The following is a 23,794-nucleotide window of genomic DNA, read 5'->3' on the forward strand; positions in this document are numbered from 1 at the left end:
CGAGTGACCGGTCGCACGCGGTCGACCGGCCTCCGCTGTCAGCGACTCCCATTAACCTCTTTGGGGTGTCCGCCCGCATCACCGATCCCGAGCAACTCAAGGAGCTCCTCGGGATTCCGTTCACCCCGGAGCAGACGGCCTGCATTACCGCGCCGCCCGCCCCGCAGGTCATCGTGGCCGGAGCCGGGTCCGGGAAGACGACGGTGATGGCCGCGCGCGTGGTGTGGCTGGTAGGCACCGGACAGGTCGCGCCGGAGCAGGTCCTCGGGCTGACGTTCACGAACAAGGCGGCCGGGGAGCTCGCCGAGCGCGTCCGTACCGCGCTGGTAAGGGCCGGGGTCACCGACCCCGAGACCATCGACCCCGCCCACCCGTCGCCCGGCCACCACCCCTCGACGACGGCGCTGCGCGCCGACCCCGACTGTTCGCCGGGCGAGCCCCGCATCTCCACGTACCACGCCTTCGCCGGGCAGCTGCTCACCGACCACGGCCTGCGCATCGGCATCGAGCCCACCACCCGGCTGCTCGCCGACGCCACCCGGTACCAGCTCGCGGCGCGCGTGCTGCGCGCGGCGCCCGGACCGTACCCGGCTCTCACCAGGTCCTTCTCCTCGCTGGTCAGCGACGTCCTCGCGCTGGACGCCGAACTCGCCGAGCACCTGGTACGCCCCGAGGACCTGCGCGCCTACGACTCCGGTCTGCTGGACACCCTTGCCGCCGCCCGCCTTACCAACGCCGACCTGCGCAAAGTCCCCGAAGCCGCCGCCGCCCGCCGGGAACTGCTCGATCTCGTGGAGCGCTACCGCCGGGCCAAGCGCGCCCGCGACCTGCTCGACTTCGGCGACCAGATCGCGCTCTCCGCCGAACTGGCGCTCACCCGCCCCGAGGCCGGCCGGATCCTGCGCGACGAGTTCCGGGTCGTCCTGCTCGACGAGTACCAGGACACCTCCGTCGCCCAGCGCCTGCTCCTCTCCGGCCTCTTCGGCAACCGCACCGGTCATGCCGTCACCGCGGTCGGCGACCCCTGTCAGGCCATCTACGGCTGGCGCGGCGCGTCCGTTGCCAACCTTGACGACTTCCCCGAACACTTCTCATACGCCGACGGCAGCCCCGCCACCCGCTTCGCGCTCAGTGAGAACCGCCGCAGCGGCGGACGCCTCCTGGACCTCGCCAACGGCCTGGCCGCACCGCTGCGCGCCATGCACGAGGGCGTCGAGGCACTGCGCCCCGCACCCGGCGCCGAGCGCGACGGAGTGGTGCGCTGCGCCCTGCTCCGTACGCACGCGGAGGAGATCGAATGGCTCGCCGACTCGGTCGCCCACCTGGTGCGTACGGGTACGGCACCCGGCGAGGTGGCCGTCCTGTGCCGCACGGCCGCGGACTTCGCCGAGATCCAGGGCGCGCTGGTGGCCCGCGATGTGCCCGTCGAGGTCGTCGGCCTCTCCGGGCTGCTCCACCTGCCCGAGATCGCCGACCTGGTCGCCATGTGCGAGGTCCTCCAGGACCCGGGCGCCAATGCCTCCCTCGTACGGCTCCTCACCGGCCCACGCTGGCGTATCGGCCCCCGCGACCTGGCACTGCTCGGGCGCCGGGCCCGGCTGCTCGTGGCACGCGAGCGCGGCAGCACGGACGACCCGGACCAGCGCCTCGCGGACGCCGTCGAGGGCGTCGACCCGGCCGAGGTGATATCGCTCGCCGACGCGCTCGACACTTTCAGGGCTGCCGACGACACGGACGCCCTGCCCTTCTCGGCGGAGGCCCGCATCCGCTTCGCCCGGTTCGCCGCCGAGCTGCGCGAGCTGCGGCGCTCCCTCGCCGACCCGCTGATGGACGTACTGCACCGGGTCCTGGCCGTCACCGGCCTGGAGGTCGAGCTGTCCGCCTCGCCGCACGCCCTGGCCGCCCGCCGCCGGGAGACCCTGGCCAACTTCCTGGACGTCGCGGCGGGCTTCGCCGCCCTCGACGGCGAAGCGACCCTGCTCGCCTTCCTCGGCTTCCTGCGCACGGCAGCGCAGTACGAGAAGGGCCTGGACAACGCCCTGCCCGGCGGCGAGAACACCGTGAAGGTCCTCACCGCCCACAAGTCCAAGGGCCTGGAGTGGGACGTCGTCGCCGTCCCGGGTCTGGTCGACGGCCACTTCCCGAGCACCAGGGCCCGCGAGGCCTGGACCTCCCAGGCCAAGGTCCTGCCGCACGCCCTGCGCGGCGATGCGGCGACGCTGCCCGACATCCCGTCCTGGGATGCCAAGGGCCTGAAGTCCTTCAAGGAAGACATGAAGGACCACCAGCACACCGAGGAGCTCCGCCTCGGCTATGTCACCTTCACCCGCCCGCGCTCCCTGCTGCTCGGCTCCGGCCACTGGTGGGGCCCGGAACAGAAGAAGCCCCGAGGCCCCTCCGACTTCCTCCACGCCCTGTACGAGCACTGCGCGGCGGGTCACGGCGAGATCGAGGCCTGGGCGGACGCCCCTGAGGAGGGCGAGGAGAACCCGGCCCTGAACGAATCCGCCCAGGACCACGCCTGGCCCCTGCCGCTGGATCAGACGGCCCTGTCCCGCCGCCGCGCGGCGGCGGACAAGGTCCTGGCCCACCTGGACGCCCTCGCAGCCGGCCCGGCGCACTCGGGTCGCCTGGACGGAGGGCGTGAAGCCGCAGCCGCTCCGGCGCCCGAGGACTCGGGTTGCCTGGACGGAGGGCGTCAGGTTCCAGCCCGTCCGGCGATTGAGGACGGACACTCCGGCCGACCCGGCGGTGAGTGCCACGACCATGCTCGTCCGGCGTTCGAGGACGAGGCACCGGACTTCCACGGCGACCCCGACCGGCCCGAGGACGAGCCGGACCTGAGCGACTGGGACACCTGGACCACGACACCGGCGGACTCCGCACCGGCGGACTCTGCACCGGCGGACCCCACACCGGCGGACTCCGCACCGGCGGACCGCTCACCGGACCACCGCGGCGCCCGCCCCCTCGCGGAGCCGGACACCGCCCGCCCGCGTGAGCAAGCGCACCCCACCGTCCCCGCGCAGCGGCACGCGCACACTCGCCTCACGCCCGAGGAGGCGCGCACCGTCGCCTCCTGGGACCGGGACCTGGACGCCCTCGCCGAAGAGCTGACGAGGGCCCGGGCGACGACCCGGGACGTCGTCGTACCGCCCTCCCTCACCGCCTCGCAGCTACTGCGCCTCGCCGCCGACCCGGAGGGCTTCGCGCAGGAGCTGGCCCGCCCCATGCCACGGCCGCCACAGCCGGCGGCCCGCCGTGGCACCCGGTTCCACGCCTGGGTGGAGGCCCGCTTCGAGGAGCTGCCGCTGCCTCTCCTGCTCGGCCCGGACGAGCTCCCGGGTGCGGACGAGTGGGACGAGAACGAGCCGGAGATCGCCGACGAGCGCGATCTCGCCGCGCTCAAGGAGGCGTTCGAGCGCACCCCGTACGCCCGCCGCACCCCGTACCGCATCGAGGAGCCGTTCCAGCTCACGCTCGCGGGCCGGGTGATCCGAGGTCGTATCGACGCCGTGTACCGCACGGAGACCGGCTACGAGATCGTCGACTGGAAGACCGGCCACGAAGGATCCGCCGACCCCCTCCAGCTCGCCGTCTACCGGATCGGCTGGGCGGAACGCATCGGCATCGCACCCGAGCGGGTGGATGCCGCGTTCCTGTACGTACGGACCGGCGAGATCGTGCGTCCGGCCCACCTCCCGGGCCGCGCGGAGCTGGAACGGATCCTGCTGGGCGAGCCGAGGAGCGGAACGGGTTCCGAGCCACCCGCACCGGCCGGATAGGCTCAAGAGCATGAGCGAGACCCCGGACAGTGTCGTCCGCACGTACATCCAGACCCACCGCGCCGCCTTCCTCGACGACCTCGCCGAGTGGCTGCGCATCCCGTCCGTATCGGCGCAGCCGGAGCACGCGGACGATGTACGGCGCAGCGCCGACTGGCTCGCGGCGAAGCTCGAGGAGACCGGTTTCCCGACCGCCGAGGTGTGGCCCACTCCGGGCGCCCCGGCGGTCTTCGCGGAGTGGCCGTCCGGCGACCCGGACGCGCCCACGGTCCTGGTCTACGGCCACCACGACGTGCAGCCCGCCGCCCGCGAGGACGGCTGGCACACGGACCCCTTCGAGCCGGTCCTGAAGGACGGCCGCATGTACGCCCGCGGCGCCGCCGACGACAAGGGCCAGGTGTTCTTCCACACCCTGGGGGTACGCGCCCACCTCGCCGCGACCGGCCGCACCACCCCCGCCGTCAACCTCAAGCTCCTGATCGAGGGCGAGGAGGAGTCCGGCTCCCCGCACTTCCGTGACCTGGTCGAGGCCAACGCGGCCCGCCTCGCCGCCGACACGGTGATCGTCTCCGACACCGGCATGTGGGCCGAGGACACCCCGACGGTGTGCACCGGCATGCGCGGCCTCGCCGAGTGCGAGATCACGTTGTACGGCCCGGACCAGGACATCCACTCCGGCTCGTTCGGCGGCGCCGTGCCCAACCCGGCGACCGTCGCCGCCCGGCTGGTCGCCGCGCTGCACGACGACAACGAGCGGATCACCGTTCCCGGCTTCTACGACGGCATCGCGCCGCTCACCGACGAGGAACGCGAGCTCTTCGCCGAACTGCCCTTCGACGAGGAGCAGTGGCTGCGCACGGCCAAATCGCACGGCACCCTGGGCGAGGCCGGCCACACCACCCTGGAACGCCTCTGGGCCCGGCCGACCGCCGAGGTCAACGGCATCGGCGGCGGCTACCAGGGCCCCGGCGGCAAGACGATCATCCCGTCGAGCGCCATGGTCAAGCTCAGCTTCCGGCTGGTCGCGGGCCAGGACCCGGACCGTGTCGAGCAGTTGGTCGGGGAGTGGGTCGCGGCCCGCGTCCCGGCCGGCATCCGGCACGAGACCGTCTTCAGCGCCTCGACCCGGCCCTGCCTGACGCCGCTGGACCATCCGGCCCTGCAGTCCGTCGTACGGGCGATGGGACGCGCCTTCGGGCAGAAGATCCGCTTCACCCGTGAGGGTGGCTCGGGACCGGCCGCCGACCTCCAGGACGTACTGGGCGCACCCGTGCTCTTCCTGGGCATCTCCGTACCGTCCGACGGATGGCACGCCCCGAACGAGAAGGTCGAGCTCGATCTGCTCCTCAAGGGCGTCGAGACCTCCGCCCACCTGTGGGGCGACCTGGCGGCAGTCGCCGCGCACCGCTGAACGCATCGCTGAACAGACAACCGATCCACCCCCGGGGGAGTTGGAAAGCACCTGTGAGCACCTTCAGTGACACCACTGCCGGCACGACTGCCCGCCCGATCGACCTGACCGCCCCGAGCGGCATCGACCGTGCGGCCCACCATCGCCTCGACGAGGCCTGGCTCGCGGCGGCCTGGAGCCACCCGACGACCCGGGTCTTCGTGGTCTCCGGCGGTCAGGCACTGATCGACGACACCCCGGACGGGCGTACCGAACTCGTCATGACCCCGGCGTTCGAGGCCCCGCTCACCGAGACGCACCGCTACTTCCTCGGCACGGACGAGGAGGGGGTGAGCTACTTCGCGCTGCAGAAGGACACCCTTCCGGGCCGCATGGACCAGTCGGCGCGCGCGGCCGGGCTGCGCGAGGCGGGCCTGCTGCTCTCGCCGCGCGACGCCGGTCTGCTGGTCCACGCGGTGGCCCTGGAGAACTGGCAGCGGATGCACCGTTTCTGCTCCCGCTGCGGCGAGCGCACGAAGATCGCGGCGGCCGGGCACGTCCGGCGCTGCCCGGCCTGCGGTGCCGAGCACTACCCGCGCACCGACCCGGCCGTGATCATGCTGGTGACGGACGAGCAGGACCGGGCGCTGCTCGGTCGCCAGATGCACTGGCCCGAGGGACGCTTCTCGACGCTCGCGGGCTTCGTGGAGCCCGGCGAGTCGATCGAGCAGGCCGTGGTCCGCGAGGTGTGGGAGGAGGCGGGCGTCCGGGTCGGCGCGGTCGAGTACGTCGCCAGCCAGCCCTGGCCGTTCCCGTCCAGCCTGATGCTGGGCTTCATGGCCCGCGCGGTCTCGTCCGAGATCAACGTGGACGGCGAGGAGATCCACGAGGCCCGCTGGTTCTCGCGCGAGGAGCTGCAGGCCGCCTTCGAGTCCGGGGAGGTCGTCCCTCCGTCCGGCATCTCGATCGCGGCCCGCCTGGTGGAACTGTGGTACGGGCAGCCCCTGCCGAAGCCCGTCGTATGACGGCGTTCGACGCATCGGAGCGCCGGACCTGGGCCGGACGGGCCGAGGCGTACGAGAACAGCTTCGCCAGGCTGTGCTTCACACGGTGCCCATGCTGCTCGACGCCGCGGGAGTACGGGCCGGTGCCCGTGTGCTCGACGTCGGTACCGGTACCGCGGCGGTCGCGTGCGAGCGCGGGGCGGCCGTGACGGCCGTGGACGCCGAGCCCGGCATGGTCGCCCTGGCCTCGAAAGCCGTCCCGGCAGCCGATGTGCGGGTCGCGGCCCTGCCCGGCCTCCCCTTCGCCGACGACGCGTTCGACGCGGTGGTGGGCAACTTCGTGCTCAACCATGTCGGCCGGCCTCGCGCGGCCCTGGCGGAGCTGCGCCGGATCACGCGACCGGGAGGGACGATCGCGCTGACCATCTGGGCGGCTCCTGCCGCCGCCGGGCAGGCACTGTTCGGGCGTGCCCTTCAGGCGGCCGGTGTCACCAGGCCGGCTCACCTGCCCACGCTGGCACCCGAGGACGACTTTCCCCGGACGGGCGAGGGCCTCGCCGACCTGCTGAGGGGCGCCGGCCTCGCGGACGTCGCCTGCCGGACCCTCGCATGGAACCATCGGGCCGGCGCCGAGGAGTGGTGGAGCGGCCCGGCCGCGGGCGTGGCGTCGGTCGGGCAGGTGGTGGTGAGCCGGCCCGCGGAGGTCATCGCCGAGATCAAGCGGCACTACGACGCGCTCAGCGCGGAGTTCGCCGGCCCTGACGGACTGCTCGTACTCCCCCAGGCCGCCCTGCTCGCCTCCGGGAGGGCCTGACCGGGCCGCTGCCCTCGCTTGTTCCGTGCACGGAGACGGCCCCGAGGCTTCCGCCCGGGGCCGTCTCCGTGCACGCGCGCGTCAGACGCCGAGAGCCTGCTTCACCTGGGCAAGGCTCGGGTTCGTCATGACGACCTCGTCACCGCCGTTGGAGGGAACCACCCGAACCGTCGGAACCGTCTGGTTGCCGCCGTTCGCCTTCTCGACGTAGGCCGCGGACTCGGGGTCCTGCTCGATGTTGATCTCGACGTACTCGATGCCTTCACGCTCCAGCTGCTTCTTCAGCCGCTGGCAGTAGCCGCACCACGTGGTGCTGTACATCGTCAGGGATCCCTGCATGGGTGTCCGCTCCTCTGGCAGTCTCGGGGGGTTCCTTCTCCGAGTACCCGAACGTACGCGACGCGGTCACCATTCCCGCACGCGGGAGCACGCGAGGCGTACCGGTATGACCAATGTCGTCCCCCTGTGGACAACTTTCTCGGTCGGCTCTCCCGACCTGGCAGCATGGCGGGGTGACAGCAGCAACGCACTCCACTCTCTTCCCGCAGGTCCCCGGCTCGAGCCAATTCGTGGCTCCGCCGCGTGACGCCGACGCGGTGCTCGACGGGCTGGACCCCGAGCAGCGCGAGGTCGCCACGGCCCTGCACGGTCCGGTGTGCGTGCTGGCGGGGGCCGGCACGGGCAAGACCCGCGCGATCACTCACCGGATCGCGTACGGCGTACGGGCCGGGATACTCCAGCCCGCCAGTGTGCTCGCCGTCACGTTCACCAACCGCGCGGCGGGCGAGATGCGCGGGCGCCTGCGCCAGCTCGGGGCGGGTGGGGTGCAGGCGCGTACGTTCCACTCGGCCGCGCTGCGCCAGCTCCAGTACTTCTGGCCCAAGGCGGTCGGCGGGCCGATGCCGCAGCTCGTCGAGCGGAAGATCCAACTGGTCGCGGAGGCCGCCGCGCGCTGCCGTATCCGGCTGGACCGCAACGAGCTGCGGGACGTCACGGGCGAGATCGAGTGGTCCAAGGTGACCCAGACCGTGCCGGCCGACTATCCGGCGGCGGTCGTGAAGGCCCACCGCGAGGCGCCCCGGGATCCGGCCGAGATCTCGCAGATCTACGCGACGTACGAACTGTTGAAGCAGGACCGTGGGGTGATCGACTTCGAGGATGTGCTGCTTCTCACGGTCGGCATCCTCCAGGACCACTACCCGGTCGCGGAGCAGGTCCGCCGGCAGTACCAGCACTTCGTGGTGGACGAGTACCAGGACGTCAGCCCGCTCCAGCAGCGGCTGCTGGAACTGTGGCTGGGCGACCGGGACAATCTGTGTGTCGTCGGCGACGCCAGCCAGACGATCTACTCCTTCACCGGCGCCACCCCCGACCACCTGCTGAATTTCCGCAACCGCCATCCCCAGGCGACCGTGGTGAAGCTGGTCCGTGACTACCGCTCGACTCCGCAGGTGGTCCATCTGGCCAACGGTCTGCTGGGCCAGGCCCGAGGCCGGGCGGCCGAGCACCGGCTGGAGCTGGTCTCCCAGCGCGATCCGGGCCCCGAGCCGGTCTACGCGGAGTACACGGACGAGCCGGCCGAAGCCGAGGGCACCGCCCGGCGGATCCGGGATCTGATCGACGCGGGTGTGCCGGCGGGCGAGATCGCTGTGCTGTTCCGTACGAACGCCCAGTCCGAGATCTACGAGCAGGCGCTCGCAGACGCCGATGTGCCCTACCTGCTGCGCGGAGCGGAGCGGTTCTTCGAGCGCGCCGAGGTACGGGAGGCGGGGGCCAAGCTGCGCGGTGCCGCGCGCTTCGGGGCCAATGACACCCTCCTCGACGGTGCGGTGGACCTGCCCTCGCAGGTACGTGCCGTGCTGAGCGACATGAACTGGACGCCGCAGCCTCCGGCGGGTTCGGGTGCGGTCCGGGACCGCTGGGAGTCCCTGGCCGCCCTGGTCCGGCTGGCCGAGGACTACGCCAGGGCCAAGCGGGAGGCGACCCTGGCGGATCTGGTGGCCGAGCTGGACGAGCGCGCGGCCGCCCAGCACGCGCCGACCGTGGAGGGTGTCACTCTCGCCTCGCTGCACTCGGCGAAGGGCCTGGAGTGGGATGCCGTGTTCCTGGTCGGCCTCACGGAAGGCATGATGCCGATCACCTACGCCAGGACCGACGAGCAGGTCGAGGAGGAGCGCCGGCTGCTGTATGTGGGGGTCACCCGGGCCCGGCGGCATCTCTCCTTGTCCTGGTCGCTGTCCCGGTCGCCGGGGGGCAGGGCGAACCGTCGCCCCAGCCGGTTCCTGAACGGACTGCGCCCTGGGTCGGGCACCGGCGCCGCGCGCACCGCGGGCGCGGGAGGAGGCGGTGGTGTCGAGCGGGGCAGCGGCGGCGGCAGCGACAGCGGGCGCAAGCGCGGGCGGCGCGGTCCGGCGCGATGCCGGGTGTGCGGCAGGACGCTGACCGACGCCGGCGAGATGAAGCTGATGCGCTGTGAGGACTGCCCCTCCGACATGGACGAGGCGCTCTACGAGCGGCTGCGTGATTGGCGTGCCGACCAGGCCCGGCAGTTGGGCCAGCCCGCGTTCTGCGTCTTCACCGACAAGACGTTGATGGCGATCGCCGAGGCGGCACCGGCCACGGAGGGGGAACTGGTGGCCATCGCAGGGGTGGGCGTCCGCAAGCTCGATCGCTTCGGGGCCGATGTACTGGCCATCTGCGCAGGTCAGGAGGGCGGCGTAGGTGATGGGGAGGACTGATGCAAACTCGTCGAAAAAATAGTTTGCGCCCGCCCCAGTGGTCGCCATAGGTTCTTAACCACGGAACAGCGGCTTCTCCTAAGCCCTGTCTTCGTGCTGTACTTATCCGAATACGTGTGACCGGCCCGCCGGTCCCCGAGACGCCGAGAGGAGGCGATTGCAGTGATCAGCATCATCAACACCGTCAAAATGACCGATCGCTCGGTCGTCTCTGCCTGCTCGCTCGGCGGCTCCGTCGTCGTCTCTTCGCTGCGTGGCACCGGTCTGTCCGGCATTTCCGCCGTCGTTCCGGCGTCCCTGGCGAGCCTCCCCGTCCGGGAGCGCAATGAGCGACCGACCCAGGCACCGATTGCAGCAGTAGCGAAGACCCAGGCCCAGGCCTATGGCTTCGCGGCAGCCGGTGCCGGATTTACCAAGCAGACGACGCAGCACCACACGATGTGGGCCTTCCGTGGGCTCGAACCCTGGAGTGATCCAGCCTGATTCGGCATCAGGCCGGCGCCTTCAGGGCCGCGGAACCCCACTCGGGATCCGCGGCCCTTCTGTTTTGCCCGAACAGGTGAGACAGGCCGAAGGGGCCTCGGGACTAGCAAGACCCGGTACCAGCAGCCACCGGCCAACCGGCCGGGACGACCAGACGAGGAAACAAAAACCGTGCAACTCGAAGCGCACGCCCCGTCCGTACCGCCTTCCCAAACGATCCCCCCGCCCGGTCTCACGGAGGATTCCGCCTTGACCCCGCTCACCCCGCTCACCGCGCTCACCGCGCTCGACGACGCCATCGAGAACCTCGGCGTGTCCGTCCCCTGCCGTACCTACGACCCGGAGGTCTTCTTCGCCGAGTCTCCGGCCGATGTCGAGTACGCCAAGTCCCTCTGCCGCACCTGCCCGCTGATGGAGGCCTGCCTCGCCGGCGCCAAGGAGCGGCGCGAGCCCTGGGGTGTCTGGGGCGGCGAGCTGTTCGTCCAGGGCGTGGTCGTGGCCCGGAAGCGTCCGCGTGGACGCCCGCGCAAGAACCCGGTCGCGGCATGAACGCCACCGGCACGATCGATCACCCCAGGACGCACGACCCCAAGAAGCAGGCCCCGATGACCTCTTCCACCAGCGAGCCCGTCGGCTCCGCGACCCTCGACGTCACCACCATTGGCGCGAACGCCTCACGCCAGAACAGGAACCGTGAGATGCAACTCATCCCAGAAGCCTTGGCCCGAGCCCACATGCAAGAGCGCTTGCGGGAAGCCGACGCGGAGCGCCGGGCCCAGCGCCTGGTCGCCGCCCGGCGGATGCAGCGCCGCGCCGAGCGCGTGTCGCTGCGCGCCCGCCGTGCCCTGGCCATGGCGGTCATGCAGTAGAAACCGGTGCGACAGAGCCCGGAAAGCGCCTCTCGTGGGGGCCGGTCCGAACCGACCGGCCCCCACGGTGCGTTGTTCCCGCCATCGGCCCCGGCAGGAGTTATCGTCTGGTAGTGGACCAGCAGACTCCTCACCCCGCGCAGCCGGGAGCCGAGGCCATCGTGTGCTTCCGCTGCGGCAAGACCGCCGAGGGCACGCCGCTGACCTGGACCTGCTCCGTGGAGAACGGCATCCGGCAGTTCTTCTGCGACGACTGCGCCCGGGCCAATATCAGGTCGATCGAAGGACGGCTCGACTCCTCCTGGTGGTGACCTCAGGCACCGGCCCCGGCTTCCGCCATGGCATCCGGTTCGTCCTCCGCCGCTCCGAAGCCCGGTAGCCAGGCGGTGAGTTCGTCCCGCAGCCGGACCGTCGCGCCCAACTGGCACAGCACCCCGATCGTGCTCAGCGTGACCCGGTGGATCAGCAGATAGGCAGGCGGCAGATTGAGCTGCTTGCCCAGCTGGTGCGCGGGGGAGCGGGGATCGCCGATCCGGGCCGCCTGCCGGCGGAGCCAGCCCCGACTGAAGGTGAACACCTCCACTCGCGTGGGCTCGATGACCGGCAGCAGCCACTCCAGCACGGCGTCCGGGTCGAGGCTGACGGACTCCTTGACGAACCCCTCCTCGCACAGGTGCTCGTACACCGCGGCGGCCTCGCCCTCGAGGGCCATCCGGAGCGAGTCACCGATTGTCCGGGGCAGCCCGCCGGGCAGCCGGTCCACCGTGCCGAAGTCCAGCACCCCGAGCCGCCAGCCCGAGCCGTCCGCCGTGTCCTGCGAGGGCAGCAGCCGGAAATTGCCAGGATGCGGATCAGCGTGCAGCAGGCCTGTACGGGCCGGGCCCGAGAAGAGAAAACGGGCCAGCAGCTGGCCCGCCCGGTCACGTTGTTCGCTGGTGCCCTCCGCGATCACCTCGGCCAGCGGTATTCCGTCCATCCACTCGGTCACCAGTACCTGGTCGCACTGGTGCACCACGTCCGGCACCACCACATCGGGGTCGTCCGCGAACACCGCGGCGTGCGCCCGCTGGGCCTCCGCCTCCAGCGCGTAGTCCAGTTCCTCCCGGACCCGGTCCCGCAGCTCGGCGATGAGCGGCTTGATCTCTATCCCCGGGATCAGCGGCCCCAGCAGCTTGGCGAACCGGCTGAGCTGGTTCAGGTCCGACAGCAGTGCTTCCCCGGCTCCCGGGTACTGGACCTTGACCGCCACGTCCCGTCCGTCGTGCCAGACGGCCCGGTGGACCTGGCCTATGGACGCCGCGGCCGACGGCTTGTCCTCGAACTCCAGGAACCGTTCCCGCCAGTCCTCGCCCAGCCGTTCCTCCAGTGCGGCGTGCACCGAGCGGGTGGGCATGGGCGGTGCCGCTTCCTGAAGCTTGGTCAGTGCCGCACGGTAGGGGCCCGCCGCTTCTTCGGGCAACGCCGACTCGAAGACGGAGAGCGCCTGACCGAGCTTCATGGCGCCTCCCTTCAGCTCGCCGAGTACCTTGAACAGCTGCTCGGCCGTACGCTGTTGCAGCTCGCGGCTCACTATCTCGGCGGACTTCCCGCCTATTCGCTTGCCCAGGCCCCAGGTGGCACGGCCCGCGATGCCCAGGGGCAGAGCGGCCAACTTGGCGGTACGGGTGACCGCCTTCCGCGGAAGATCGGACATACACCCTCCAATTCCTCGACAGCCGTGCCGCGTTGCCTTGCGGCAGTACTGCGTCGGCGGCAATTACCCCGACATTGTGTCCTGCGGCTCCACGACCCCCGAGGCGCACTCCCCTCCAGCGTTGCCCGCCGCTCCGCAGCCACATCCGGCGTGCGGTCCGATCCGTTCCGAGGCCCACGCCAGCGCCGGCAGTGACGTCTTCCAGCGGGCTCCGGTACTTGCCGGAAGGTCCCCGTCCAGAAACGCCAGCACATGCGCGGCCGCCAGCCCGGCGACCGCCGTCGCGACCGCCATGTCGCAGGCCGGTACGCCCTCCCGCCGCCCAGAGCGCCACTGCGCCAGCAGCCGCGGCCATGCCGGGTCCCGCTCCTCCCACCCCAGGGCCAGGCACTTCGCGCAGGCGCTTCCACCGGGGAGCACCAGCGGCCCCACCACCCCGGTGCCCTCGACGACCCCGGTATAGAGATGAGGGATGCCGGAGGCGATCCAGGACTCGGCGGCGACCGGGTCCGGTGCGTAGGCGTCGAGGCCGTCGCGCGGGGCGACCACGACCAGCGCGAGCCCCGGCGGCGAACCGCCCATCGGTTCCGCCAGCTCCGCCTCGCGCGGCAGCCTCCCGGGCGCGGCACCGCGCACCAGCCGCTCCGCGGCCTCGTTCCTGCGCTTCCCGGCCGCCCTGGCCGGCAGGCCGCCGGGCGCCACATCCCATGACTCCACGCACTGACCGTCGAGTACCTCCACCCGCCCCACGCCGGAGGCGGACAGCACGGCGGCCAGGGTCGCGCCGACCCGGCCCGCGCCGCGCACCTGGACGCGCATGGCCCGCCGGGCCGCCAGCCGCCGTATCCCGCCGCCCGGCTCCGGGTGGACGACCGAGAGTGAGGCCAGATCGGGCCGCAGCCGGTCGTTCAGTCCCCCCGGCCGCCTGCGCAGCGCATCGGCTGCCGCGCCCCCGGCCGTCGGATCGTCGATCAGGCCCGCCTTCGCCAGCCGCTCGACCAGGCGGTCCACAAGTCCGTCGGGCAGGCCCAACGCGCGGGCTTCCTCTCGCAGCAGCGGCAGGCCGCGTGTCCCGTCGAGCCGCTCCAGCAGACTGCCCGTCGCCAGGTCCAGCGGACCGACCACCACCGCATGCGCGGGCGTCACCCCGAACTGCACGGTCTGCAGGTCCCGCCATGCCCGCCGCAGCGCAGGCTTCAGCATCGGATGCATGACATACCCCCGTCACTTCGTGCCGCCGCTCGACGGCCCGTGCGGAATCCCCGGCGGAGATCCCGCAGCCAGATTGCACCGCCTCCGCGGTATCTGACCCGAGTTGTCCACAGGTGAGGGGTGTTAATCATGCGAATGCCGCACGCACGAATGGATCACGACTGAACCGTCCCGGAGGCAGGACTTCCCCCACTGACAGCCGGTAACGTCGGGGCGTGCCCGGAAGCCCGCAGCGCAGCACGACAGGCCAGCCGCCCCGCGGCTCCGCGGCGAGCCCGGTCGAGGTACGGAGAAGCAGCCGGCGTAGCAGAACGGTCTCCGCGTACCGGGAGGGCGACCGCACCATCGTCCTCATCCCGGCCCGGATGTCGGAGGCGGAGGAGCAGCGCTGGGTGAGGGTGATGCTCGACAAGCTCGCGGCGCAGGAAAGCAGACGTCTCCTCGGCGACTCCGAACTGACCGAGCGCGCCGAGCGGTTGTCGGAGCAGTATTTGGGCGGCAGGGCGCGGCCCGCCTCGGTTCGCTGGGTCACCAACCAGAACACCCGCTGGGGCTCCTGCACCCCTGCCGAGGGCAGCATCCGCCTCTCGCACCGGCTGCAGGGAATGCCGGAGTACGTCATCGACTATGTGCTCGTCCATGAACTGGCGCATCTGCTCGTGCCGGGCCACGGCCCGCGTTTCTGGCGGCTGTTGGAGGCATATCCCCGAACCGAACGGGCGCGCGGCTATCTGGAGGGTGTGGTCGCGGCCGAGCGGCTGCCGCACCTGCCCGCCGCACGCGGAGAGTGACCGCCGACGGTTCTGTACCGAGTCTGTACCGGCCTGGGCTCTTCGTCGGACTTTGCGGTTAGCCTGACGCGACGGATTCACCATCGGGATGGGGGACGGTCGTTACGCATGGCCAGGGAATTCCAACGCGGCCACAAGGCCAGGATCAGTGATCTCACGGCGGGAACCGATCTCTATGTGGGGGTGCAGATCGCCGGCCCCGGAATGACGTTCGACATCAGCTGCTTCGGTCTCGACGCCGATGAACGGCTTTCGGACGACCGGTATTTCGTCTTCTTCAACCAGCCGAAGTCGCCCGAGGAGTCGATCCAGCTGCTCGGCCCGCAGGCCGGTGACACGGAGTCATTCCGGGTCGCCCTGGACCGCGTCCCGGACCACGTCCAGAAACTGTCGTTCACCGCAACGATCGACGGTGCGGGTCAGATGTCGCAGGTCGGGCCGGGGTACATCCGGATCGTCGCGGGCGGCGAAGAGGTCGCCAGGTACGCCTTCGACGGCTCGGAGTTCTCCACCGAGCGCGCCGTGATGCTCGGCGACTTCTACCTCAAGGACGTCTGGCGTTTCGCCGCCGTGGGCCAGGGCTTCGACGGCGGTCTCGATGCGCTGCTGAGGAACTTCGGCGGCGAGGTCGCCGAGGAGGAACCGGCGCAGCACGCCACCGAGGCACCGTCCTTCGCGCCCCCTGCCGGTCAGGCGCCCGCCCCCGCCCCGCAGTTCGGAGCCCCTGCCCCCGTCGCGCCGGCGCCCCGGTTCGGCGCTCCTGCCGGGCCCCCGGCTCCGCAGCCCGCGCCGTCCTTCGGCGGTCCGCAGGCCCCCGCTTCGGCGCCTGCTCCCGCCCCCGCCCCGCAGTTCGGCACGCCGACGCCCCAGACGGCGAGTGTCTTCGGTGCCCCGCCGGCCCCGGCGCCCGCCCCGGCCCCCGCACCCGTCAGCCCGCCCGGATACACCGCGCCCGCTCCGGTCGCCCCGCCCGGATATCCCGCGCTCTCGGCCTCCGCCCCGTTCCCCGGCCAGGCGCCGCCGTTCGGGGCCGCCCCGACCGTGGCCGCCGTTCCCTCCGAGGCAGGGCTTCGCGTCGTACTGACGAAGTACCAGGAAGCCCCGGTCGGCGACCGGTGGACCGAGCAGAACCCGCAGCTGGTCCGTGCCACGCTCGGCGACGGGCAGAGCATTCTGGCCAAGCAGGGCAGCATGGTGGCCTACCAGGGCGACATCGACTTCGCTCACAAGGGCTCCGGGCTGCTCGGCAAGCTGACCGGCCAGCTCACCGGACAGGGCATGTCGCTGATGCGCTGTTCCGGAAAGGGCGAGGTGTTCCTCGCCGACGAGGCGAGCCGGCTGTTCGTGATCCGGCTGGAGGGCGGGGAGCAGCTCTACACCAGTGCCCAGGGCGTGCTGGCCTTCGACGAGTCACTGGACACGGAGGTACGCCGTATCGAGGGCGCGGGGCTGCCCGGCGGCGGGCTGTTCAGCATGCTCTTCTCCGGGACCGGTGCGGTCGTCGTGAAGACCCGGGGCATCCCCGTCGTGCTTCCGGTGGGACCGGCCACGTACGTCGACGGGAACGCGGTCATCGCGTGGTCGGCGGGCGCGCAGGCCGTCACCACCACCGCGCTCCGGCTGCGCCGCTCCGGGTACGCCCGACAGGGCGGGGAGGCCGTCAATCTCCAGTTCCGGGGCGCCCCGGGCAACTTCGTCGTCGTCCAGCCCTTCGAGGTGTGAGGCCACTCCATGGATTCGCAGATGCTCAGCGCACACCGGGTGGCTCCGACCGCCACCCGCATGGCCGTGCACAGCGCCAAGACGCTCAAGGTCACCATGGTCACCGGGCAGGACCTGCTGGCCAAGGCCGGTTCGATGATCGCGTACGACGGCTATGTGCAGTTCGACGCGGCTCCCGGCAGTCTGCGCCGCACGGCGGAGGAGATGGTCACCGGAGAGGGCGGCCGGCTGATGATGTGCCGCGGCGACGGCCACCTGTATCTCGCCGACTACGGAGGCGACGTCATGGTGATGCATCTCTCCGACGAGGCGCTGTCCGTCAACGGCGCCACTCTGCTCGCCTGTGACGCGAGCCTCCAGCTCTCCATCGAACCGGTCAAGGGCCTCGCCAAGTTCTCGGGCTCCGGACTGACGAACCTGGTGATCCGGGGTACCGGATGGGTCGCTCTCGTCAGCCGGGGCGTCCCCGTGGTGCTCGACTGCGCGGAGCGGGAGACCTACGTCGACCCCGACGCGCTCATCGCCTGGACCAACGGCCTGGAGATGAAGGCCCGGCGCACCATCAAGGCGAGCGCGCTCATCGGCCGCGGCAGCGGCGAGGCCATGCAGATCGGCTTCAAGGGCCAGGGCTTCGTCGTCGTACAGCCGAGCGAGGACACCGGCGACCGTTTCAAGATCCGGGGCTGAGAGGAGCACCAGCCATGCACAGCACACTCTTCGCGCACGTCCCGGTGGAGTCGACGGAGCGCTACGTTCTGCAGAACCCCCAGTTGCTGAAGGCGGACGTCAACCAGGGCAGCGGTCCCCTTCTCGCCCGGCAGGGCGCGATGGTCGCCTTCGAGGGGCAGGTCGAGTTCGACAGCCAGTACCGCAACCGCAGCTGGCGCAACGTGGAGCGGATGACCGGGGAACGGCTGGAACTGATGCGCTGCAAGGGCACAGGCGTCGTCTACCTCGCCAACTTCGCCCAGCACATCCACATCACGGACGTCGGCCCGGGCATCACCGTCGACAGTTCCTACATCCTCGCCTTCGACGGCACGCTCGGGGTCGGCATCGTCGCCATCGACAGCGCCGTCGAGATCGCCTCGGCCGGCGCGTACAACCTGGAGCTGAGCGGCGCCGGCAAGGTCGCGCTGATGACCTCCGGGGAACCGCTCGTCCTCGAGGTCGGCCCGGACAGGAACGTCTGCGCGGACGCCGACGCCGTCATCGCCTGGTCCACCTCGCTGCGCACCCAGCTCCAGGCGCCGACCTCGTCGTCCGCCGTGTGGCGGCGCAGGGGCTCCACGGGGGAGGGCTGGGAGATGCAGTTCACCGGCTCCGGGTTCGTCCTGCTGCAGCCCAGCGAGCTGCTGCCGCCGCAGCATCTGCGGACCTCCGGAGCGCTCGGCCAGTTCGGCATGGGCCGCGGCGGGCTGCAGGGCAACTCCCTGGGCGGCAGCCGCAACTGAGCGCGGTCCGCACGCACATACAAAGGGGCGCCCGTCATCGACGGCGGTTTCCAGGGGACGGGGGCCCCTTTGTATGTCTCTACAGCGCCGCGCGGGCGTTCTCCAGCAGTCGTACGACCGACTCGTCGGCCACGTCCGGCACCTCGTCGTACCGGAACCAGCGCAGGTCGATCGACTCGTCACTGATCACCTCGGCCGCACCGGGCGGCGCCACCGCCGCGTACTGCACATCGAGATGCCAGTTGCAGGGCGACGGGATCGGATGACGGTCGAGCCGCACCGGGCCGCCGGGCAGCAGCGTCAGCCCCGAGGCGATCCCGGACTCCTCCCGCGCCTCGCGCAGTGCGGCTTCGGCGAGCGAGGAGTCGCCGGGCTCGCAGTGGCCGCCCATCTGCAGCCACATCCGGAGCTTCCTGTGCAGGGTGAGCAGCACCCGCCCGTGCGACGGATCGATCACCAGGGCGCTCGCCGTGATATGCCCGGCCTCGCAGGCCTTCCACATCCCGTCCGGATGCGCCGCCAGATGCTCCAGATAGGTCCGGCGCAGCTCCGGCTGCTGCTCGTAGTTCTTCAGGACAAGTACGGCGTCTTCGTGCAGGCTCACTTCTTGTCGTCGTCCTCGTCCCCGCGCTCCGCGGCCTCGCCCAGCATCTTGTCGAGCTCGGAGAAATCGAGCTGCTCACGGTGGACGAAGCCGTCCGGGTCGTCCAGGTCGGACGCGGTCGGCAGCATGTCCGGGTGCTCCCACAGCCCGTCGCGCCCGTCGACACCGCGCGCGTCCGTGAGCGAGGCCCACAGCCGGGAGGCGTCGCGGAGCCGGCGCGGGCGCAGCTCCAGACCGATCAGCGTGGCGAAGGTCTGCTCGGCCGGGCCACCGGTCGCGCGCCGCCTGCGCAGCGTCTCGCGCAGCGCGTCCGCCGAGGTGAGCCGGGGCTTGGCGGCCTCGTGCACCACGGCGTCCACCCAGCCCTCGACCAGGGCGAGAGCCGTCTCGAGACGGGCCAGTGCGGCCTTCTGCTCCGGGGTGTCCTCCGGCTGGAACATGCCCTGCTGGAGCGCTTCCTGGAGCTGTTCCGGATTGGACATGTCGAGCCGGCCGACCGCGTCCTCCAGCTTGGAGGTGTCGACCTTGATGCCGCGCGCATACCCCTCGACCGCGCCGAACAGGTGCGCGCGCAGCCACGGCACATGGGCGAAGAGCCGCTGGTGGGCGGATTCGCGCAGCGCCAGATAGAGCCGGACCTCCTCCTTCGGCACACCGAGGTCCTTGCCGAACGCCTCGATGTTCAGCGGCAGCAGCGCGGCCTTGCCGGCCGGCCCCAGCGGCAGACCGATGTCGGTCGAACCGACCACCTCGCCCGCCAGCACACCCACGGCCTGGCCGATCTGCTGGCCGAACATGGCCCCGCCCATGGAGCGCATCATGCCGATGAGCGGGCCGGCCATGGCCTGCATCTCCTCGGGCAGCACCCCGCTCATGGCGGCCCCGACGCGCTCGGCGACCGGGTCGACCAGCTCCTTCCACACCGGCAGGGTCGCCTCGACCCACTCGGCGCGGCTCCAGGCCTTCGCCGTGCCGGAGCCGGGCGACAGGGAGGTCGCGTTGTCCAGCCACAGGTCGGCGAGACGCATCGACTCCTCGACCGCGGCCTGATCGGCGGGACCGACGCTGGCGTCCTTGACGCCGTCGGGGGTGCCCTGCGCGACGGTCTGGCGGGCGATCTGCTTGGCCATGTCCCAGTTCACCGGGCCGCCCTCGTAGCTCAGCATCTGGCCGAGCTGCTGGAAGGCCGCGCCCAGGTCGCCGGGGTTCATGGAGCCGAAGATCGCGGCGAAGGGATTCTCCGCACCGCCCGCACCCATGCCCGGCAGTCCGAACCCCAAGGGGTTCGCCGGGCCGCTGCCCTGGCCGCCGGCACCCTGGCCACCGCCCTGGCCCTTCTTCTTGCCCTCGTCGCCGTTCTCCGGCTCCTCCGGCGGAAGACCGAATCCGAATGGGGTGTCACTCACGGGTTTCCTCGGCTCGTAGGGCCGCCGGCTCCGGCCGACGGCGAATGCCCGACATCACCACCCAGCGTAGACATCCGAGCCGCCACTGGGGCTCGGTGCTCCGCCGGCTCCCGGCCTGCGGCAGGATGGACGCCACCTGGTGCGCACGGTCAATTCCCGTACGTACTGAAGACAACCGCTGGAGACGCCCGGTGAGTTCCCCTGATCCGCAGGTTCGCGCAGCGCGAAACACCACCCACGCCGCCGCCCGTGGCCCCGTCGTCGCGGTGACCGGCGCCGCCACGGGTGTCGGCGCCCTGCTCACCCGGCGCCTGGTCGCGTCGGAGGAGGTCAAGCAGGTCATCGCCATCGACGAGAGTCGCGGCGACGTGTCCGAGGCGCAGTGGCACATCCTGGACGTACGCGATCCGGCGATCGCCGAGAAGCTGCGCGGCGTGGACGTGGTGGTGCATCTGGCACTCGATCTCGACCTGGAGACCTACCCTGCCGCCCGGACCGCGTACAACGTGCGCGGAACCCAGACGGTGCTCACGGCCGCCGCGGCCGCGGGCGTCCGCCGGGTCGTGCTCTCCACGTCCGCGATGGTCTACGGCGCGCTCCCGGACAACGAGATTCCGCTCTCCGAGGACGCCGAGCTGCGGGCAACCGCCGAGGCGACGGGCGTCGGCGACCTGCTGGAGATCGAGCGGCTCGGCCGCCGCGCGCCCCGTGCGCACCCCGGCCTGAACGTCACCGTGGTCCGGCCCACCGTCCTGGTGGGCGGCACGGACACCGCGCTCACCCGGTACTTCGAGTCGCCGCGCCTCCTGGTGGTCGCCGGATCACGCCCCACCTGGCAGTTCTGCCATGTCGAGGACCTGTGCAGCGCCCTGGAGTACGCCGCGCTGGAAAAGGCCGACGGAGAGTTCGCGGTCGGCTGCGACGGCTGGCTGGAGCAAGAGGAGGTCGAGGAGCTCAGCGGCATCCGGCGCATGGAGCTGCCCTCCGCCGTGGCCCTCGGCGCCGCCGCCAGGCTGCACCGGATCGGCCTCACACCGTCCCCCGCCGGGGACCTGGCCTACACGATGCACCCGTGGGTGGTCAGCGTCGGCAGGCTGCACGACGCGGGCTGGCGGCCGGCGTGGACCAACGAGGAGGTGCTTGCCGCGCTCCTCGAGGAGGTGGAGGGCCGGCACACCGTCGCGGGCCGACGGCTCGGCCGTAAGGACGCCACCGCCGCGGGCGCCGCGGGCGCGACGGTCGCGCTGCTGGGCACCGCCGCGCTGGTGCGCCGGGCCCGCAAGGCGCGCCGCCGACTGTAGGACCTTCCCAGGGAGGGTTCGCCGGCCCGGTCGAAACTGATGTTCCGCGATGTCAGTGCCGTACGGCACGATGGCCCCATGGCACGCACCATTGACCATCCCGGCGAGCTGGCGGCACAGGATCCCATCCGGCTGCTGGCGATCCGCGACACCCCGCTCTCCGTCGACGAGGTCTTCCGGGCGGTCGGTGACGACGCGGCGGGCGGCACCGCGCTCTTCGTCGGGACCGTGCGCAACCACGACGGCGGAGCCGATGTCGACGCCCTCGGTTACTCCTGCCACCCCACCGCAGAGTCCGAGCTGCGCCGGGTGGCCGAGAAGGTCGCCGCGAACCACCCCGTACGTGCCCTTGCGGCCGTCCACCGAGTGGGTGATCTGACGGTCGGCGATCTGGCGGTGGTCGTGGCCGTCTCCTGCCCGCACCGAGCGGAAGCGTTCGAGGCATGCCGCGAGCTGATCGACGACCTGAAGCACGAGGTCCCGATCTGGAAGCACCAGAAGTTCTCGGACGGCACAGAGGAGTGGGTCGGCGCGTAGCGCCGTCATCCGGGGGTGGTGGTCGGGCGACGGGTGGGAGGGTCGGCGCGTAGCGCCGTCATCCGGGGGTGGTGGTCGGGCGACGGGTGGGAGGGTCGGCGCCTGCTGAGGCGGGCGTGAGGCCTGGACAGGCACCAGATCGGCGGACGGCAGGCCGACACGGCCGTCCGAAGCCTGTGAGGACCCCTGGGGCCGAGCAGTGCGAGGGCGGCATACAAGGAGGGGCCGGACGGCACGGAGGAGTGGGTCGGCGCCTGCTGAGGCGGGCGTGAGGCCGAGCAGCGCGAGAGCGGTCGTGTCAAGGACGCGCTGCCCTGTCGGTGAGCATCCGCCCCGATTTGCGTAACCGTACCCCTGCCCTGAGCGTTGAACCGTCAGATGGTTAATCTGCTGATCGGCCCGTTGTGGTCGCTCATGGGGTCGGGAGGTCGGGATGGCATCACTCGCCTGGTTGCTGATTCCGCTTTTCGCTGCCATCGGTGCAGCGATATGGGGAAGCTGGGCCTCGAGGAATCGAACTGCCGGGGACGTCGCGGAGCTCGCGGGGTACGCCCGGTTCCGTGACGCGATGGAGAAGACACGCTCCGGTTCCGAACCGGTCTGACCTCCGTCCGTACGCATGCGCCGAGGAGCCCGTACGGACCGGCCCCAGGGGTGGACTGACGGCCCCGTCCCGTACTGTCGTTCCATGCCACGCCGCACGGCGACGATGCTCGCCTCCACCCTCATGCTGATCGCGCTGCTCTGCGCGGGGGTGCTCATCACGCCGCCCTACGCGGAGATGTCGCCCGGGCCCACCGTGAACACGCTCGGGGAGTCCAGTGGCGAGCCGGTGCTTGAGATCTCCGGCCACAAGACCTACCCGACGTCCGGGCACCTCAACATGACGACGGTCAGGGTCACCGGCGCGGACTACAGGATGAATCTCGTCGAGGTGGTCTACGGCTGGCTGGCGCACGACAGCGTGGTGGTCCCGCACGACACCCTCTACCCGGGCGGCAAGACCGAGGAGCAGTCCACGCAGGAGAACGCCGAGGAATTCAGCCAGTCCCAGGAGAGCGCCAAGGTGGCGGCGCTCGGTGAGCTCGGCATCCCGGTGAAGTCGCGCGTAGTGGTCTCGACCGTCGTCAAGGACAGCCCGGCCGAGGGCCGGCTGCACGCGGGCGACGTCATCAAGGCCGTCGACGGCACCGCCGTGAAGGAGCCGACCGACGTGGCCAAGCTGGTCACCAGGCACAAGCCGGGCGAGGACGTGGTCTTCACGATCGTCCCCGCCAAGGACGCGGCCGCCGCCGAGAAGGCCGGCAAGGCGCTGACGGGCAGCGAGAAGGTCACCATCACGACCCGGAAGGCGTCCGACGACGATCGCGCGGTTGTCGGCATCCAGGCCGGGACCGATCACACGTTTCCGTTCGACATCGACATCAAACTGGCCGATGTGGGCGGCCCCAGCGCGGGGCTGATGTTCTCGCTCGGCATCGTCGACAAGCTCACGCCCGGCAGCATGACCGGCGGCAAGTTCGTCGCCGGTACCGGCACGATCGACGACAAGGGCAAGGTCGGTCCGATCGGCGGCATCACCATGAAGCTGGTCGGCGCGCGGCAGGCCGGCGCCGAGTACTTCCTGACGCCGGCCGAGAACTGCGCCTCCGCGGCCGCGGACACCCCGGCCGGGCTCACCCTGGTCAAGGTGAAGACGATAGACGACGCGACGAAGGCGCTGGAGAAGATCCGGACGGGCGACACCGCCGCGCTTCCCGGCTGTGCCACGAAGTAGTGCCCCTCCCGGCAACGTCTGCCCCGTCGCGACGTTCCCCCAGGGGGCGCCCCCGGACACGCACGCGCGCTGCGTCGGCCGAAAACCCGAGGAGCGCCGCTACGAGGGTCTTCGGCCGCCGTGCGATCGCACGCACCGGAGGCCGCTCCTTGACGGGTAAACGTTGCCGGTCGCGGCACTGGGCGGTGTCCGGCATGATCCGCCGGACACTCCC

Annotated in this window: 20 protein-coding genes and 1 pseudogene; 16 read left to right on the forward strand and 5 right to left on the reverse strand. The window is 71.4% G+C overall.

Features of this window, described 5'->3' with window-relative positions:
• Positions 1–65 precede the first annotated feature (65 nt).
• The 4 genes and pseudogenes from ABD858_RS21310 (at position 66) to ABD858_RS21325 (ending at position 6,993) form a co-directional block, all read left to right on the forward strand.
• A complete protein-coding gene (locus ABD858_RS21310) occupies positions 66–3,785 on the forward strand; it encodes a UvrD-helicase domain-containing protein (protein WP_345039990.1) in 3,720 nt (1,239 codons plus the stop codon).
• A 10-nt stretch (positions 3,786–3,795) separates the two neighbouring features.
• Complete coding sequence (locus ABD858_RS21315; RefSeq protein WP_345039992.1) at positions 3,796–5,196, forward strand: dipeptidase; 1,401 nt, start codon at positions 3,796–3,798, stop codon at positions 5,194–5,196.
• 53 nt (positions 5,197–5,249) lie between these two features.
• Complete coding sequence (gene nudC, locus ABD858_RS21320; protein WP_345039996.1) at positions 5,250–6,200, forward strand: NAD(+) diphosphatase; 951 nt, start codon at positions 5,250–5,252, stop codon at positions 6,198–6,200.
• Positions 6,197–6,993 (forward strand): annotated as a pseudogene (locus ABD858_RS21325) (class I SAM-dependent methyltransferase). The gene nudC and the pseudogene ABD858_RS21325 overlap by 4 nt, the downstream one beginning before the upstream one ends.
• A gap of 81 nt (positions 6,994–7,074) precedes the next feature.
• On the opposite strand, the gene ABD858_RS21330 reads toward ABD858_RS21325, so the two are convergent.
• Complete coding sequence (locus tag ABD858_RS21330) at positions 7,075–7,332, reverse strand: mycoredoxin (protein ID WP_345039999.1); 258 nt, start codon at positions 7,330–7,332, stop codon at positions 7,075–7,077.
• Positions 7,333–7,445: 113 nt separating this feature from the next.
• On the opposite strand from ABD858_RS21330, the gene ABD858_RS21335 reads away from it, so the two are divergent.
• From ABD858_RS21335 to ABD858_RS21355, 5 genes are all read left to right on the forward strand, one after another.
• Entirely contained in the window at positions 7,446–9,731 is a 2,286-nt protein-coding gene (locus ABD858_RS21335; RefSeq protein ID WP_425586235.1) for an ATP-dependent DNA helicase UvrD2, read from the forward strand.
• Between the two features lie 162 nt (positions 9,732–9,893).
• Positions 9,894–10,214 carry a hypothetical protein gene (locus ABD858_RS21340; protein ID WP_345040004.1) on the forward strand — a complete coding sequence of 107 codons (321 nt, stop codon included), beginning with the start codon at positions 9,894–9,896 and terminating at the stop codon, positions 10,212–10,214.
• Between the two features lie 171 nt (positions 10,215–10,385).
• Complete coding sequence (locus tag ABD858_RS21345; RefSeq protein WP_345040006.1) at positions 10,386–10,763, forward strand: WhiB family transcriptional regulator; 378 nt, start codon at positions 10,386–10,388, stop codon at positions 10,761–10,763.
• A complete protein-coding gene (locus ABD858_RS21350) occupies positions 10,760–11,083 on the forward strand; it encodes a hypothetical protein (protein ID WP_345040009.1) in 324 nt (107 codons plus the stop codon). The genes ABD858_RS21345 and ABD858_RS21350 overlap by 4 nt, the downstream gene beginning before the upstream one ends.
• 113 nt (positions 11,084–11,196) lie before the next feature.
• Positions 11,197–11,394 carry a hypothetical protein gene (locus tag ABD858_RS21355; RefSeq protein WP_345040012.1) on the forward strand — a complete coding sequence of 66 codons (198 nt, stop codon included), beginning with the start codon at positions 11,197–11,199 and terminating at the stop codon, positions 11,392–11,394.
• Positions 11,395–11,396: 2 nt separating this feature from the next.
• Here the strand turns inward: ABD858_RS21355 and ABD858_RS21360 are convergent, their stop codons facing one another.
• Entirely contained in the window at positions 11,397–12,776 is a 1,380-nt protein-coding gene (locus tag ABD858_RS21360; protein ID WP_345040015.1) for an ABC1 kinase family protein, read from the reverse strand.
• Positions 12,777–12,839: 63 nt separating this feature from the next.
• Positions 12,840–13,988, reverse strand: a complete 1,149-nt coding sequence (locus ABD858_RS21365) for a ThiF family adenylyltransferase (protein WP_345040017.1) — start codon at positions 13,986–13,988, stop codon at positions 12,840–12,842.
• Positions 13,989–14,203: 215 nt separating this feature from the next.
• On the opposite strand from ABD858_RS21365, the gene ABD858_RS21370 reads away from it, so the two are divergent.
• From ABD858_RS21370 to ABD858_RS21385, 4 genes are all read left to right on the forward strand, one after another.
• Positions 14,204–14,779 (forward strand): M48 metallopeptidase family protein, encoded by a 576-nt coding sequence (locus tag ABD858_RS21370; protein ID WP_345040019.1) that lies wholly within the window; start codon positions 14,204–14,206, stop codon positions 14,777–14,779.
• 108 nt (positions 14,780–14,887) lie between these two features.
• Positions 14,888–16,501: a TerD family protein gene (locus ABD858_RS21375; protein WP_345040021.1), complete on the forward strand. Its 1,614-nt coding sequence runs from the start codon at positions 14,888–14,890 to the stop codon at positions 16,499–16,501.
• A gap of 9 nt (positions 16,502–16,510) precedes the next feature.
• The gene (locus ABD858_RS21380; RefSeq protein ID WP_345040024.1) at positions 16,511–17,188 is read left to right on the forward strand and encodes an AIM24 family protein; all 678 of its coding nucleotides are present in this window, start codon (positions 16,511–16,513) and stop codon (positions 17,186–17,188) included.
• A gap of 14 nt (positions 17,189–17,202) precedes the next feature.
• On the forward strand, positions 17,203–17,955 hold the full coding sequence (locus ABD858_RS21385; protein ID WP_345040026.1) for an AIM24 family protein: 753 nt from the start codon (positions 17,203–17,205) through the stop codon (positions 17,953–17,955).
• A gap of 79 nt (positions 17,956–18,034) precedes the next feature.
• Here the strand turns inward: ABD858_RS21385 and ABD858_RS21390 are convergent, their stop codons facing one another.
• Both ABD858_RS21390 and ABD858_RS21395 read right to left on the reverse strand, forming a co-directional pair.
• Positions 18,035–18,559, reverse strand: a complete 525-nt coding sequence (locus ABD858_RS21390) for an NUDIX hydrolase (protein WP_345040028.1) — start codon at positions 18,557–18,559, stop codon at positions 18,035–18,037.
• Positions 18,556–19,965 (reverse strand): zinc-dependent metalloprotease, encoded by a 1,410-nt coding sequence (locus ABD858_RS21395; RefSeq protein WP_345040031.1) that lies wholly within the window; start codon positions 19,963–19,965, stop codon positions 18,556–18,558. Before ABD858_RS21395 ends, ABD858_RS21390 begins: the two co-directional genes overlap by 4 nt.
• A 191-nt stretch (positions 19,966–20,156) precedes the next feature.
• Here ABD858_RS21395 and ABD858_RS21400 point away from each other — a divergent pair, with 191 nt between their 5' ends.
• The 3 genes from ABD858_RS21400 (at position 20,157) to ABD858_RS21410 (ending at position 23,580) form a co-directional block, all read left to right on the forward strand.
• Positions 20,157–21,266, forward strand: a complete 1,110-nt coding sequence (locus tag ABD858_RS21400; protein WP_345040033.1) for an SDR family oxidoreductase — start codon at positions 20,157–20,159, stop codon at positions 21,264–21,266.
• A gap of 78 nt (positions 21,267–21,344) precedes the next feature.
• Positions 21,345–21,803, forward strand: coding sequence for a molybdenum cofactor biosynthesis protein MoaE (locus ABD858_RS21405; protein ID WP_345040035.1), 459 nt, complete (start codon positions 21,345–21,347; stop codon positions 21,801–21,803).
• A 688-nt stretch (positions 21,804–22,491) separates the two neighbouring features.
• Complete coding sequence (locus tag ABD858_RS21410) at positions 22,492–23,580, forward strand: YlbL family protein (RefSeq protein WP_345040038.1); 1,089 nt, start codon at positions 22,492–22,494, stop codon at positions 23,578–23,580.
• Positions 23,581–23,794 lie beyond the last annotated feature (214 nt).

It is taken from the genome of Streptomyces sannanensis (assembly GCF_039536205.1).
Taxonomy (GTDB): Bacteria; Actinomycetota; Actinomycetes; order Streptomycetales; family Streptomycetaceae; genus Streptomyces; species Streptomyces sannanensis.

What these genes read in the sequence shown, in the direction of transcription:
- ABD858_RS21375 (WP_345040021.1), top strand. Translation starts at nt 14,888, where the DNA reads ATGGCCAGGGAATTCCAACGCGGCCACAAGGCCAGGATCAGTGATCTC.
- ABD858_RS21365 (WP_345040017.1), bottom strand. Translation starts at nt 13,988, where the DNA reads ATGCATCCGATGCTGAAGCCTGCGCTGCGGCGGGCATGGCGGGACCTG.
- ABD858_RS21385 (WP_345040026.1), top strand. Translation starts at nt 17,203, where the DNA reads ATGCACAGCACACTCTTCGCGCACGTCCCGGTGGAGTCGACGGAGCGC.
- ABD858_RS21405 (WP_345040035.1), top strand. Translation starts at nt 21,345, where the DNA reads ATGGCACGCACCATTGACCATCCCGGCGAGCTGGCGGCACAGGATCCC.
- ABD858_RS21350 (WP_345040009.1), top strand. Translation starts at nt 10,760, where the DNA reads ATGAACGCCACCGGCACGATCGATCACCCCAGGACGCACGACCCCAAG.
- ABD858_RS21360 (WP_345040015.1), bottom strand. Translation starts at nt 12,776, where the DNA reads ATGTCCGATCTTCCGCGGAAGGCGGTCACCCGTACCGCCAAGTTGGCC.
- ABD858_RS21315 (WP_345039992.1), top strand. Translation starts at nt 3,796, where the DNA reads ATGAGCGAGACCCCGGACAGTGTCGTCCGCACGTACATCCAGACCCAC.
- ABD858_RS21330 (WP_345039999.1), bottom strand. Translation starts at nt 7,332, where the DNA reads ATGCAGGGATCCCTGACGATGTACAGCACCACGTGGTGCGGCTACTGC.
- ABD858_RS21410 (WP_345040038.1), top strand. Translation starts at nt 22,492, where the DNA reads ATGCCACGCCGCACGGCGACGATGCTCGCCTCCACCCTCATGCTGATC.
- ABD858_RS21380 (WP_345040024.1), top strand. Translation starts at nt 16,511, where the DNA reads ATGGATTCGCAGATGCTCAGCGCACACCGGGTGGCTCCGACCGCCACC.
- ABD858_RS21335 (WP_425586235.1), top strand. Translation starts at nt 7,446, where the DNA reads ATGTCGTCCCCCTGTGGACAACTTTCTCGGTCGGCTCTCCCGACCTGG.